Raw genomic sequence first — 14,404 nt, forward strand, 5'->3', positions numbered from 1 at the left:
TATTTTGGAGGAAAAACTATGACCATTATGGTACAAGAAGAGCTTGCTTCTGTTTTGGAAACTATTAATCAAGCTGAACAGAAATTTAACATTGATGCCTCTGATTTTAAAAAGCATATAAAACAGTTGGGAGGAACAGACTTAGACGTTAAAAAGCAAGCGCTATTTTATGCAGTTAACCAAATAGCATTAGATCAACCCGATTGGACATTCATGGCAGCTAGCTTGTATTTGGATGAATTATATTATGAAGCAGCAAAAAATCGGGGATATGAATCCACGAAAAAATATGGAGAATTTTATGAACTCATTAAGAAACTAACGGATATAGGAATTTATTCTAGTGACTTACTAACCCTATATAGTAAAGATGAAATACATAGTTTAGCAAAAGAGATCAGTCAAGATAAGGACCACTTGTTTAATTACATAGGATTATTCCTATTTGCAGATCGTTACCTTGCACGTGATTATGAACGGAACGTCTATGAACTTCCTCAAGAGCGTTTCATGATTATTGCTATGACGCTTATGCAGTACGAAAAGAACTCCATTCGCTTAAGTCTAGTAAAAGAGGCATATTGGGCTTTAAGCAACTTATATATGACAGTTGCAACTCCTACCTTAGCGAATACAGGAAAAAGCTTTGGTCAGCTCTCCTCATGTTTTATTGATACGGTTGATGATTCACTTGATAGCATTTATTTAAATAATTGGGATATTGCCAGGTTGAGTAAAGATGGTGGGGGAATTGGAATCTATTATGGTAAAGTTCGTGCTTTAGGTTCCGATATTAAGAAATTTAGAGGAAACTCTTCCGGTGTTGTCCCATGGATCAAGTTAGTAAACGATACAGCTGTTAGTGTTGATCAGTTAGGTCAGCGGCAGGGAGCCATTGCTGTATATTTGGATATTTTTCATAAAGATATTATGAATGGATTCCTTGACTTAAAAACAAATAATGGAGATGAGCGACGGAAAGCTCATGATATTTTTACCGGGGTTACTATTCCGGACTTATTTATGCAAAAACTTGAAGAAAAAAATGATATTGGTAAAAGTATTGGAGAATGGCATACGTTTTGTCCGCATCAGGTAAAACAGATCATGGGCTGGAAAGATGAAAATGGAAATCTTCTTGGATTGGAAGATTTTTATGATGAAAGTGATCATAAATATTTTTCCGAGAAATATGAGGAGGCGGTAAGTAACCCACTTCTTCCCCGTAAAACATATCGAGCTATGGATATTATGGCACGAATTATGGTTTCACAACTAGAAACAGGAACTCCGTACATGTTTTACCGTGACGAAGTGAACAGGAGAAATCCGAATAAACATCTTTTAGGTAAGGGGCGTACTTCTATCTATTGCAGTAACTTATGTACCGAAATTACGCAAAATATGTCACCTACAACGATTTTTAACGAATATCAGGACGAAGAGGGAAACATCGTAATGATACGTAAACCAGGTGATTTTGTTGTGTGTAATTTGTCTTCTATTAATCTAGCAAGAGCTATACCGGCGAACATCCTAGAAAGATTAATAAGTATACAAGTTAGAATGTTGGATAATGTCATTGACTTAAATACAATCTCAGTGGGACAGGCACAGATTACGAATAAAAAGTTTAGAGCCGTTGGCCTTGGAACGTTTGGTTGGCACCATCTTCTTGCACTAAAGGGAATTCAATGGGAATCCGATGCGGCCGTTCATTTTGCAGATGTATTATATGAAGACATTGCTTTTTACACCATTCGGTCTTCAATGGAATTAGCAAAAGAGAAAGGGTTGTATAGTCAGTTTAGCGGTTCTGAGTGGCAAACAGGTGACTATTTTACACGTAGAAATTACCAGACAGATAGGTGGAATGATTTAAAGAGGAAGGTAGCTATTCATGGTCTTCGAAATGGGTGGCTTATGGCTATTGCACCAAACTCTTCAACAGCAAAAATTGGTGGTTCAACAGATGGAATTGATCCTATCTATTCGGTGGAATACGCTGAAGAGAAGAAGAATTTTAAATTTAAAGTGACAGCACCTGACCTAAACCATCACACCTACAATTATTATCGTCGTGCAAGGCATGATATTGATCAAGTTTGGAGTATAAAACAGAACGCTGCTCGAGGACGTCATATTGATCAGGCAATTAGTTTTAACCTATATGTTCGACATGACATAAAAGCGAAAGATTTATTAAATCTTCATTTGGAATCTTGGAAGCAGGGGCTGAAGACAACTTATTATGTAAGAAGCACGACACAAGCTGAAATAGAAGAATGCGAGGCGTGCCATAGTTAATGGGAGGAGAACTTCATGGAAATTCATTCACCTTTATTAAAAATTAAACTACTAAATCCGAAGTTTCCGAATAAAACGACAGCAATAATTAATGGGCAGTCTTCAGGATTGCTTAACTGGAATGATATTGCGTACCCACAAATGTACGATTTGTATCAAACATTATTATCTAATTTTTGGAAAGCGCAAGAAATTAATATGCAAGATGATATTAAGCAATGGGACCAACTTAGTTTAACAGAGAAAGATGTTTTTCTGCGTATTAATACACAACTAGCCTCATTGGACAGCCTGCAAACACCAACGATGTGCCAAGTGATGGATTATGTGTCAGATTCAAGTATGAAAGCCATATTTGCGGTGATTGCACAGCAGGAGGCGGTTCATAATGAATCATATTCCTATATTCTAAGTTCTCTTGTACCTTTAAGTGAGCAAAATGACCGATTCAATCAAGCAAAAAGTGATCCAATAGTGCAAAGAAGAAATCAACTCATATTATATTCTTATGAATGTTTTAGGGAAAATCCTACTCCGCAAAATCTATTTAAATTAGGTGTAAATTCTATCAATCTAGAGGGTATTTATTTTTATGCAGGCTTTGCTTTTTTCTATTATCTTGCCGGACAGCAAAAAATGTTAAAGACAAGCACAATGATTAGTTATATTCAACGTGATGAAATGCAACATGCTTATTTTATGGCCCAGTTTTTACGCATCCTTTTAACAGAGAATCCAGAACTAAATAATGATTCCAACATTGACTATATTTATCAGGCAGTTGGCCAGGCTGTTGAGCTAGAAAAAGAATGGGCTCGTGTGATTTTCCAAGAGATAGATGGAATTAATATAAATCAGTATGAGGAGTACACCGAATATCTTGCTAATAAACGTTTACGTCAGCTTGGTTTGCAAAATCTCTACGTGGACAGAAGCAATCCAATGCCGTGGATTCATGTTTTCAGTGATGAAATGATGAATGAAACAAAGTCCGATTTTTTCGAGCAGAAATCAAGGACCTATGCAAAGGTTACACAATCCAATGGATTTGATGAAATATGAAAATAGCTATCGTGTATTCTTCCAAAACGGGGAATACAGAAGAATTAGTTCATTTGATTCAAGAGTTATTCAATAGGAAGAAAGTTGTTGTTAAACTTTTTAGAATTGAGCAATTTCAAATCAATGATTTAAGTAACTTTGAAGCTATTGTGATTGGAACCTATACTTGGGGAAATGGAAATATACCACAAGAAATGATGGGCATTTTTCATGCTTTTGAAACGCAAGACGTGAAAAATATTGTTACTGCCGTTGTTGGGACAGGGGACAGTGGCTATCCCAATTTTTGTGGGGCTGTGGATGAATTTAAAAATATGCTTTATAATCACACTCATTTAGCTGTTACACTTAAAATTGAGGTGTCACCTCAAAAGAATGACTTGAGTCGCTGTATACGGTTTGTTGAAATTGTTTTGGGAAAATTTCTACTTTATAAAAACAATCTAAAAATTAAGAGTTAAAAGGGAAACAAGAAGAGGGGCAATTGAAGCCCCTCTTCTTTAATAACTATTTAAATGATTCTTCTAATTCATCAATCAATGAACCTACAAAAGCTACAGCTTTACTGATAGGTTCTGGCGTAGACATATCAATTCCAGCATGTTTTAATAACTCAAGTGGCTTCATTGTTCCACCTGCACGTAATACCTCTAGCCATCTATCAACAGCTGGCTGACCTTCTTCTTGGATCATTTGGGCAACAGCAGTTGATGCAGTTAACCCTGCAGAATAAGTGTACGGATATAATCCCATGTAATAGTGTGGTTGGCGCATCCAAGTCAAACACGCTCCTTCATCTATTACAACCGTATCTCCCCAAAACTCTGTAAGAACAGATTTGGTTAGTTCTGTTAATGTATTAGCTGTTAGTGCTTTGCCATCTTCTGCAAGAGCGTAGACCCTCCGTTGATATTCCGCTTCAAGTAAATGGGTGACAAAATTATGATAATAGGTTCCTAGCAGTTGAAGAACAACCCAACGGCGCATTTGTTTATCTTTATATTTATTGAGTAAATACTGGCCTAATAGCATTTCGTTCATGGTGGATGGTGCTTCTACAAAATACATGGAAGGCCGTACATTCATTATCCGTTGATTTTTATTGGCTAAAAAGAAATGTCCTGCATGTCCAAATTCATGTGTTAAGGTAAAGCATCCACGCATATTATCCTGCCAAGTAATTAGGATATATGGATGAGACCCATAAGGGCTGGAGCAAAAAGCTCCTGTGGATTTTCCAACATTATCTGCTAAGTCAACCCATCTTTCTTTAAACCCTCTTTCTATGATTTCAGAATATTCTGGACCCATTATCTTTAAAGAATCCAATATGAGTTGGTTTGCCTCTTCATAAGTAGTTTTTGGGTCGAAGTCTGGGTCAAGTGGTGCTTTCAAATCACAAAAAAGCATTTGCTCTAGACCTAGAACTTTTTGTTTTAATCGGGCAAATCTCCTCATATGTGGGGAAAGTTCTTTATATATAATGTCTATTTGGTTATTATACATCTCCAATGTTACTTGCTGGGGCTCAAGCAACATATGGGTAACGGATTCGTAATTCCGTAATCGTGCAAGTGTGACTTGCTTCTTCACTTCTGTAGCATAGGTTGCAGCCATTGTATTTGTGTATTTTTTTAAAGTTTCAACGAAAGAGTAATAGGCCTTTCGTCGAACCTCTGTATTTGCTGAGAATTCATAGCGGCTCTCAAATAAAGCAAATGAAACAGGCAACTCTTGACCACTTTCATCTTGTATCGGAGAAAAATCCATATCCGCCAATTTAGTCATTTGGTAGATTTGATAGGGGGCTCCTTGAAGTTCATCTAAAGCAGCGAGGGCTTCCTCTGTTTCAGGAGAAAGTCTATGTTTCTTTGTTTCAAGAAGGTCCATTAAATTTTTTTGGAAGGTCTCGAGACCAGGCTCCGCTTGAATGTATTTTTCGACAACTCCATCCTCAAGGGCAAGAATTTCAGAATGAATGAACGATAAAGCAGCGATACTTTTTGTTCGTAATGCAGAAAATTTTGCTGAGTTTGCCTGATTAACTGGATCAGTTCCATCTGCGGATTGTTTGAGGTTCACATATGTCCAAGCTTTAATAATTTTCATGGAAAGCTGTTCCTGCGCACATAAGCAGTCTAATAATGCTTTTGACCCTGTATGTAAAGTCCCCTTATATTGATTAAACTTGTTGATTTCTTGGTCAATAGTTACAAGTTCCTCTTCCCATGACTGTTCTGAAGGGAATAAGTCATCCAGATTCCATGTCAATTCTTCGGGTACTTCTGAGCGGGTTAACCGTTTCTCCACTATTTTTTCCATTCAGTCTCCTCCTAACATTCTTTCGAGCTATTAAATTTATCATATATTATTAGAAAATTAAGTCAAATATAAACCACATACTCTTTAATGGGTTTTCTTAGTAAAGTGACTATTTGTTGACCATTTATTTTTTTGAATGATATCATGTTAATGTAAACGCTTACTGTTAAGGAGGGATACTGCGATGGGTTTTGGCAATCAAGTCCAATTTAAAGTTTATCAACAAATGGAGAATAATATTATTCCAGTTTCATATGAAGAGTTAGAGGCAAAGGCTAAAGAGCAACTTGAGGCAAAACCCTATTACTATGTTGCCGCATCTGCTGGTGCTGAAGTAACAGCAAGGAACAATAATAAGTCATTTGAAAAGTGGCATATTATCCCACGCATGTTATGTGATACAGCATCAAGAGATCTAAGTATCGAGCTGTTTGGCAAAAAACTTCAGTATCCTTTATTGCTCGCACCTATAGGAGTTCAATCGATTGTTCATCCTGAAGGTGAGCTAGCAACAGCACGGGCCGCAGCTGACATGGGTGTCCCGCTCGTAGCAAGTACTGCTTCTACATATAGTATTGAAAAAATTTCTGCTGAAATGGGTGAAGGGGATAGATGGTTTCAGTTGTATTGGAGTAGCGACAGGGAAATTGCTGCAAGTATGGTGAAAAGAGCAGAGGCGGCGGGATATGGTGCCATCGTTATTACACTTGATACTCCAATGATGGCATGGCGCGAAAAAGATATTGAACATGCATATTTACCATTTCTAGAGGCAAAAGGTATTGGAAACTATTTGGAAGATCCTGTTTTTTGTTCACGATTAGATCGGTCTCCAAAAGAGGACATGAGTTCTGCGATTATGCTTTGGGCCAAAGTATTCGGAAATCCCTCATTAACTTGGAAAGACCTAGAATTTATTAAGGGTCAAACCTCACTGCCAATTTTGTTAAAAGGAATTTTACATCCTGACGATGCTAAGTTGGCACTAGAGCATGGTGTGGACGGAATTATTGTCAGCAATCATGGTGGCAGGCAGGTGGACGGAGCCATTACCGCTATTGAAGCACTATCAGAAATTGTGGACGTTGTAAAAGATGAAATACCTGTATTAATGGATAGTGGGATTAGAAGGGGCTCTGATATCATTAAAGCCCTTGCATTAGGGGCAAAAGCTGTACTTGTAGGGCGCCCTTATATGTATGGATTAGCTTTAGCGGGAGAAGAAGGAGTAAAACAGGTTCTCCGTAACCTGATTGCAGACCTTGACTTAACCCTAGCTTTATCAGGGAAACGTTCAGTAAGCGAGTTAAATCGGAATTTATTGAAAAATATAAAATAATTGGGGGAGAAACCGTGGAAGAGAATTTAGTAGTAGCTATACAGGATGAGTACCCAGATGATTTTTCCTGGTGTTATGGCTGTGGCAGGTTAAATGAAGAAGGTCATCATTTTCGTACTTGTTGGCAAGGGGAGAAGACAGTAACTATCTTTAGCCCAGAGGCAAGACATCTAGCTCTTCCAGGATTTGTATATGGGGGAATTGTTGCTTCGTTAATAGATTGTCATGGTACGGGATCAGCATCGTTGTTCCTTCATCGAAAGAAGGGTCATGAACCGGGGGAAGGAGCAGCGCCACCTCGCTTTGTCACTGCTTCACTTAATGTAAATTTTATTAAGCCGACTCCACATGGCGTACCACTGAAAGCTATTGGAACTGTTCACGAAATTCACCCAAAGAAATATAAAGTTGAAACAGAGGTTTATGCCAATGATTCACTCTGTGCTCGTGGTGAGGTGGTTGCGGTCGTCATGCCTAGTTCGTTTTTACAGAAAGAATAATCTTATTCCTAGAGACTAACTCAAATACTAAGGGGTTAGTTTCTTGTTTTATTGTCATCAAAATGAAATGTTTTCTTTTGAAACAAAAAAAGACCACCAGCCGTCAAATATAGTAGGAACTGTTTGAACGGGAGGTTAACTGATGGGGAAGATGAAAATCATAGTCCTTTCCTTAGTGATTGTGTTTGCCATTGGTTCCGGTTTGGTAATGAGTACATTTGGATCGGCAATATATCAAGAAGGAAATCCACTTCCTATCCTTGTGTCTGCAATCAAACTTCAATTTTATAAGACTGAATATGTTCAGTTCTCGAAAACAGAAAAAAGAAGCAGGTTCTTGTCTGAAAGCAAGGGAAATGATGGCTACTTAGTTGTGGAGGAGTTTATGAAATCAAAAGGATGGTCATTTCGAGAACAAATGGGTTCAGGCCTAATATTTACCAAAAATGGTGAGGATGCTGTTGTGGAAGTACGCCAATACTCAAAACACTATTTTATCTGGGAGATTCAGAAAGCTTTTTTCCAGTAAAAGAACTAATACATAAACAACAAATTAAAACCCCTAATCTTTTTAGAATAGGGGTTTTCGTTCGTATCAATCCTCATTCTGACTAAAGTAGTCTTTAACCAACTTTTCCAGCGGTTGAATTTCTTTAGCCAGATAAGTATTCTCTTTAATAGTGTAAAGAGCACTTTCAGTAATAAATTTGCGGGGTACACTTGAATGTAATAGTTCATCAATAATAAAATCTAGCAGTTCAATAAATTTAGCTTGTTCTGCTTCATTAGAGATATGCTTTGCAATCGTTTTTCTTAAAATAACCGATTGTTGGAGAAGTTGAGTTTTAAATCCTTGGTCATTTTTTTGACAGCCTGGAAGCCATTTTTCAATCAGTTCTGGCTGAAGCAATTGATCATTGGATTCAACTACATCTTCCACCATTTTCACAAGGCGGCTAACACTATAACGTACTACTTGACTGACTTTTTCTCCCGTTTCATACGCCATTCGATTGTAATGTACATTTATTTGGAGAATTCCTTGAAACATTATGGCGCAATCTAACAAATAAGGTCTTTTGTCCTCGCCAAAGATTTCAACCAAACGCTTATAGTACCAGTGAAGAGAATTTAAGCGACTTCGTAGAATAAATTGTTTTAGGTCATTATCATTCGAGGCCATAACCTCTTCAAATAAAGCAATTAACTTATTTTTTCTATTTGTTATCATTTGTAATTCAATTTGTTTTATAAAAATCTCAATATCTGACGGGTCTTGACCAACAAGCAAGTCATTTTTGTCTTTCTCTAGCTTTTTGTAAATGGATTTGTAGATTCCGATTAATAATTCATTCTTTGAAGAAAAATAATTATAAAATGTACCCTTTGAAATACGGCTATAATCTAAAATGTCTTGAATAGATGTAGCTTGAAAACCCTTTTCAATAAATAATTGATGGGCAGAATGAATAACATTTTGTTTCCGATTGTACATATAATCACCTTAATATGGATTTGTACTGACTGTATAAAAATATAGTACATTATTTCTAGTGTCTTTACAAACCCATAAATTTGTAGATATTTTTAATTGCAAAAATTGAACTCACAGTATATTATTATGTAAGTGTGAAACAGGGGTATAAAAAATTGAACTAAAAGTTTATAGGGGGAAATTCAATGGATCAATCTAAAGCTGAGGCTAAACGTCCTCCATACGGGATTATTGCCATCTTAATGATTGGAGCATTTATTGCATTTTTAAATAACACATTACTTAATATCGCACTACCGTCCATAATGAAGGACTTAGAAATCGAAGCTTCGACTGTTCAATGGCTAACAACAGGATTTATGTTAGTAAATGGAATTCTTATTCCATTATCAGCATTTTTAATTCAAAAATTCTCTGTTCGTCAACTTTTCTTAGCAGCGATGATTTTATTTACACTCGGGACCGTTTTAGCAGGATTTGCACATGCCTTTCCGTTATTATTAACCGGTCGGATGACTCAGGCTGCTGGGTCTGCCATTATGATGCCTTTATTAATGAATGTAATGTTAACGAGCTTTCCAGTTGAAAAACGTGGAATGGCGATGGGCGTATTTGGATTAGTATTAATGTTTGCACCAGCTATTGGACCGACATTATCAGGCTGGATTATTGAACACTATGATTGGAGAATGCTTTTCCATTTTATTACACCAATCGCGATTGTTGTTGTTTTAATTGGCTTTTTCTTACTTAAAGATAAAAAAGGAAAAGTTGATATCAAACTTGATTTCTTATCTGTTATCTTATCTAGCGTAGGGTTTGGTGGATTATTATACGGATTTAGTTCTGCAGGTAAAGACGGATGGGATAGTCCAAAGGTATACGGCACCCTTGCAATTGGTGTTATTGCATTGGTAACATTTATTTTACGTAATTTAAACCAAGAACGACCACTGCTTAATTTTAGGATTTACAAATATCCAATGTTCGCTTTATCATCAGCGATTTCTATGGTTGTTACCATGGCAATGTTTTCAGGGATGCTTCTTTTGCCAATTTATGTTCAAACGATTCGAGGAATATCGCCGATAGATGCTGGATTATTGTTGTTACCTGGAGCAATCGTAATGGCTATTATGATGCCGATTACTGGTAAATTATTTGATAAGTTTGGCGGACGTCTACTGGCTATCATTGGTTTATCGATTACAGTGATCACAAGTTATCTTCTTAGTAATTTAACTCTTGATATGTCTTATAAACACTTAATATTTTTATACACTTTGCGTATGTTTGGTATGTCAATGGTGAATATGCCGGTTACAACCAATGGTTTAAACCAGTTGCCGGCAAGATTTTATCCACATGGTACAGCGATGAATAATACGATGCAACAAGTATCAGGTGCCATTGGTACGGCTTTATTGGTAACAGTAATGACAACCCGTGCGAAAACACATGCAACGGAACTTGTTGCTGCAGCCAAAGCCAAGATGCTCAGCAATCCTCCGACAACAGCGATTACAGAGGCGATGAAATTAAAAATGCAACACGACATCCAAATGAAAGCTATGCTTGAAGGGATAAATGATGCGTTCTACGTAAGTGTCTTTATCGCTGGTCTTGCTTTAGTCCTTGCACTTTTCATTAAACGTGCAAAACAAGCAGAAGACCCAGGAGAAGCCAAGCCAGCAGGCAATAAAGTAACTGCAAAACTAGCTGAAAATTAAGGATTGAAGTGCCAAGCACAAAAGTGCATGGCACTTTTTTTCGTATTTAGACTATCCTATATTTGCTTTTTAGGGGAAAATACTCAATATTAGTAATGGAAGTTATTTTAGGAGGATGCTTGTATGGTGAATTTTTCAGATGCTTATATTGAACGTTGTGATAAAGAAACAGAAAATATGATTAAGAATGAAACAGGGACATTTTTAACTCAACCACTCAATTACTTGAATAAGAATAAAAATGAGTTTATCTATTTAGAGTCAAATTGGTTTGAAGGGATTGGAGTAGAGGCGGTTTCGTTAGAGGTTGATGATGTTTTTGGAAACTATGACGTGATGTTAGGGCTAAAGCTTCAAAAAAAATTCGATAAAACTTTAAAGGAATACCTAAATACAAATTTACATGGTAATGAAGCCAAATTTGATTTGATGTTTAGTCAAGACGATGGCCTATGGAATTTGAACTTTGCTTTGAATTATGTCGAAGGTTTTAAAGAAGAAATGACACTAATTGAAGCGTTTCAAGTTATTTATAAATTCCTAAATAATTTAGTGCAATCAGTAAAAGTAGGAAAAAGTTAAAAAACTAACCAGCTATTTTAGCTGGTTTTTATCATTTGTAATTACCCCACTAGAATATTTATTAGTATGTCATAATGATAAGTTTTCAAGCTTAATTTATTATTAGGATACGGTAGTATTGTGAATAAACTTTCAATATAAAAAGAATTAAGCTGGAGGGTGAACAGTGCGAGTTATTTCCTTATGCCCGAGTAACACAGAAATTATAGAATATTTAGGTCTGACACATTTATTGGTCGGGGTGGATGATTTTTCTGATTGGCCTGAGTCTATTGCCAGTCTTCCAAAATTGGGGCCAGATTTATCGATAAATATGAATCTAGTAGAAAAATTAAACCCTGACATGGTTCTAGCTTCTTTAAGTGTCCCAGGAATGGAGAAGAATGTTAATCAATTAAAGGAACGTGGGATTCCTCACATTATCTTGAATCCACAATCGCTATCGGATATAGAACAAGACCTTATTACTACTGCAGAGGTGCTGGGATATCCGGAACGAGGCATGCGAGCTGCCGAACGGTTTCGTACTAGAGTCGCAAAGGTAAAACAGATAGGTACGAATAATCATCGTGCACTCAAGCTATATTGGGAATGGTGGCCGAAACCGGTTTTTACGCCAGGAAAGCTAAATTGGCTTACTGAAATTTCAGAATTAGCAGGTGCAGTCAATATATTTCAAGATGTAGAATTCGCAAGTGTCCAAACAGATTGGGAAGACGTGTTGAGACGACAACCAGATTATATTTGTCTTGTTTGGGTGGGGGTTAGAAGGGATAAAGTCCAAAAAAGTATCATCAAAAAACGTCCAGGATTTGAAAAATTGAAGCATCTTAATGATGAGCGCATTCTTATTTTAGAAGAAGAACTTTATTGTAGACCTTCACCAAGACTACTTGATGGTTTAGAAAAGTTAATCGGATTGATTCAAAAATAAGAGCCTTTGCTTTACATGCAAAGGGTTCCGTTTTAGAGTGCTTTGTTATTAAAAGACACAAGAATTGACGTAGCTGCTGATTCCCGCATCTAGGATTAAGAGAGCCCGCACTTATCGGTTGGGCGATCAGGTTAAGCACCCGAGCCGATAAATAGACGGAAAAATTCTGCTTATTTAAAAATTTTTATAAAAAAAGGCTTAAATAGAGGGAGAAATTCCGCCTATTGATTCAAAAAATTCGAAAACGGGAGATTTTTTTTTGCATAAGCGGAAAAACTCCCCTTATTCACCCCCGAAATGAGCTTCATTTTGCATTTAACCGGAAAATCTCCCCTTATTTTACTTTTGCTGGTTACTTAAAAAAGGACAAGTTATCTTTTTTTAAGGGGAGTAAGTATAATTTTAAAAATCCAAGAGAACCTCTTTTAAATGTATTACGGTGAACCATACCATAAGTAAATGAGGTTTTATAAGATACTGACTGTTAAAAATTATAAGAAATGGGAAGTAAACCTTGTCCCAAAAAAGACCGTCTCTTTCATGTAAGAGACGGTCTGAACTGTTTAATCAAATATAGTTTACAGTTTTAATCACAACTTTCCTCATGATGGTGATGGTGATGGTGGTCATCTAGTTCTAACTTTGCCCATACTCCAGCGTGATCGGATGGCCAAAGGCCTGTATTGGTTCTATCATTCTGGGATTCTCCTACTAGTTCAGCTTTAATTGGGTCCCATCCATTTTTAAATAAAATATAATCAATTCTAAAATTTAAGGTAGAAACTGCGTTCAATAGATCTGCCCCCTGACAACACGTAAATCCATTGCCCTCACCAACTTCGCTCCAAGCATCATGAAATCCTGCCATTATAAAGAACTGAATGACATCGCTATTAGGAGTTGAATTCAAATCTCCCGTAATGATTACAGGCAGATTCGTATTGGCAGGACCATTAATTAACTCCAATGCTTGGGCTTCCCTGACACCTTGATTAAGTGGTTCCAAATGGGTGTTAATCATTCTAAAGACCTGCCCGTCCAATTTTACATCAATAGCAGACCATCCGCGAGGAATTCCCATAAAGGTTGCAGTGAAATTCTCTTCTTGTTTATTAATAATTCGAAAATCATGATCCTTTTGAATCAATATGACATCAAAGTCTATGATACCAATTGTATTGCCATTGCTGTCCGGTATACCTTGCAAATCTCGATTTTTATTCTTTGCTGCTACTTTATAGTGTAATCCTCTATTTTCTAACTCCTCCAGTAGTATTTCAATAAAATCATATGTGACAGTACCAAATGTTGGGATGGTCAGTGTAATCAGTTCCACTTCCTGCAAGCCGATAAATGCTGGTTTTTTTGATGCAATCGCTCTGGCAAGTGCTTTGGCACGAACAGGAAAATTAGTTGCAAGAAATTGACGAAACACTTGTGTTACCGCCACTGGATTAAATCCGCCCGCCAATGGAGTTGGGTCAAAGCCAAAATAAATATTCCAAGTTAAAAATGAAAGTTCAATATCATCCTTGTTACTCATGTAAAATTCACCTCCAATCTTCTAGCATGCTACTAATAGATGAAGAATGAAATAGATATGTAACGGCTAATTGTTCAGAATATGAATAATTATTTAATAATCATCTATCTTTAAAAAAAGTTAATCAATTGTGGTATAAACTCGCCTAAAACTAACCTCATTTTGATATACTGCGGTGAACCGTATCACAAGTAAATGAGGTTTTTGAGGGAATATAGGAATCTAAACATTGAAAAATATTTAATCTATTTAATCCAGTTTTTAAATTGACTAGCACTGTGAAAGGATGTTGACAGGCTAATAAAGCAAAAACAGAAATTTCTTTTAGCCAGCCTTTTGGATTATGCAGTTTTGGAAATGATTTGGTTATTTTCTAATAAGGCCCTTGATTCATCATTTTTTAGTTCAGCTTTCAAAACCCCCTATGTTAATGTAAAAATCCAGTAAATAAAAATGAAAAAATTGGGCCGTAAGTGAGCCAAATAAATATAGAGAACCTCATTTAGATTACGAAGAACCATATCATAAGTAAAAGAAAGTTTCTTTGTGTAATTAAAGCCGGCTACGATCAGCAGTCGGCTTTATATTTA

At 36.5% G+C, this 14,404-nt stretch carries 12 protein-coding genes; 9 read left to right on the forward strand and 3 right to left on the reverse strand.

Annotation, left to right across the window (positions count from 1 at the left end; genetic code table 11):
* Positions 1-18 precede the first annotated feature (18 nt).
* From AA0X95_RS15005 to AA0X95_RS15015, 3 genes are read left to right on the forward strand one after another with little or no spacing between them, the layout of a single operon-like run.
* Complete coding sequence (locus AA0X95_RS15005; RefSeq protein WP_413299131.1) at positions 19-2,307, forward strand: ribonucleoside-diphosphate reductase subunit alpha; 2,289 nt, start codon at positions 19-21, stop codon at positions 2,305-2,307.
* Positions 2,308-2,322: 15 nt separating this feature from the next.
* Positions 2,323-3,369, forward strand: a complete 1,047-nt coding sequence (locus AA0X95_RS15010; RefSeq protein WP_413299133.1) for a ribonucleotide-diphosphate reductase subunit beta — start codon at positions 2,323-2,325, stop codon at positions 3,367-3,369.
* Complete coding sequence (locus AA0X95_RS15015; protein ID WP_413299135.1) at positions 3,366-3,830, forward strand: flavodoxin domain-containing protein; 465 nt, start codon at positions 3,366-3,368, stop codon at positions 3,828-3,830. Before AA0X95_RS15010 ends, AA0X95_RS15015 begins: the two co-directional genes overlap by 4 nt.
* A 46-nt stretch (positions 3,831-3,876) precedes the next feature.
* On the opposite strand, the gene pepF is transcribed toward AA0X95_RS15015, so the two are convergent.
* The gene (pepF, locus tag AA0X95_RS15020; RefSeq protein WP_413299137.1) at positions 3,877-5,691 is read right to left on the reverse strand and encodes an oligoendopeptidase F; all 1,815 of its coding nucleotides are present in this window, start codon (positions 5,689-5,691) and stop codon (positions 3,877-3,879) included.
* A 184-nt stretch (positions 5,692-5,875) separates the two neighbouring features.
* On the opposite strand from pepF, the gene AA0X95_RS15025 reads away from it, so the two are divergent.
* The 3 genes from AA0X95_RS15025 (at position 5,876) to AA0X95_RS15035 (ending at position 8,059) form a co-directional block, all read left to right on the forward strand.
* Positions 5,876-7,030, forward strand: a complete 1,155-nt coding sequence (locus tag AA0X95_RS15025) for a lactate 2-monooxygenase (protein ID WP_413299139.1) — start codon at positions 5,876-5,878, stop codon at positions 7,028-7,030.
* 14 nt (positions 7,031-7,044) lie between these two features.
* Complete coding sequence (locus tag AA0X95_RS15030) at positions 7,045-7,530, forward strand: PaaI family thioesterase (RefSeq protein WP_413299141.1); 486 nt, start codon at positions 7,045-7,047, stop codon at positions 7,528-7,530.
* Positions 7,531-7,672: 142 nt separating this feature from the next.
* Positions 7,673-8,059 (forward strand): hypothetical protein, encoded by a 387-nt coding sequence (locus tag AA0X95_RS15035; RefSeq protein ID WP_413299143.1) that lies wholly within the window; start codon positions 7,673-7,675, stop codon positions 8,057-8,059.
* Between the two features lie 66 nt (positions 8,060-8,125).
* Here AA0X95_RS15035 and AA0X95_RS15040 read toward each other — a convergent pair whose 3' ends face one another.
* Complete coding sequence (locus tag AA0X95_RS15040) at positions 8,126-9,025, reverse strand: TetR/AcrR family transcriptional regulator (RefSeq protein WP_413299145.1); 900 nt, start codon at positions 9,023-9,025, stop codon at positions 8,126-8,128.
* Positions 9,026-9,210: 185 nt separating this feature from the next.
* Here AA0X95_RS15040 and AA0X95_RS15045 point away from each other — a divergent pair, with 185 nt between their 5' ends.
* The 3 genes from AA0X95_RS15045 to AA0X95_RS15055 all read left to right on the forward strand — a co-directional run bounded on the left by AA0X95_RS15045 (position 9,211) and on the right by AA0X95_RS15055 (position 12,271).
* Complete coding sequence (locus AA0X95_RS15045; RefSeq protein ID WP_413299147.1) at positions 9,211-10,755, forward strand: DHA2 family efflux MFS transporter permease subunit; 1,545 nt, start codon at positions 9,211-9,213, stop codon at positions 10,753-10,755.
* Positions 10,756-10,878: 123 nt separating this feature from the next.
* Positions 10,879-11,337, forward strand: coding sequence for a branched-chain amino acid aminotransferase (locus AA0X95_RS15050; protein WP_413299149.1), 459 nt, complete (start codon positions 10,879-10,881; stop codon positions 11,335-11,337).
* A 166-nt stretch (positions 11,338-11,503) separates the two neighbouring features.
* Positions 11,504-12,271, forward strand: coding sequence for a cobalamin-binding protein (locus tag AA0X95_RS15055; protein ID WP_413299151.1), 768 nt, complete (start codon positions 11,504-11,506; stop codon positions 12,269-12,271).
* Between the two features lie 586 nt (positions 12,272-12,857).
* Here AA0X95_RS15055 and AA0X95_RS15060 read toward each other — a convergent pair.
* Positions 12,858-13,814 (reverse strand): endonuclease/exonuclease/phosphatase family protein, encoded by a 957-nt coding sequence (locus AA0X95_RS15060; protein ID WP_413299153.1) that lies wholly within the window; start codon positions 13,812-13,814, stop codon positions 12,858-12,860.
* Between the last annotated feature and the right edge of the window lie 590 nt (positions 13,815-14,404).

The organism is Neobacillus phoenicis, from assembly GCF_047302305.1.
GTDB lineage: Bacteria > Bacillota > Bacilli > Bacillales > Cytobacillaceae > Neobacillus.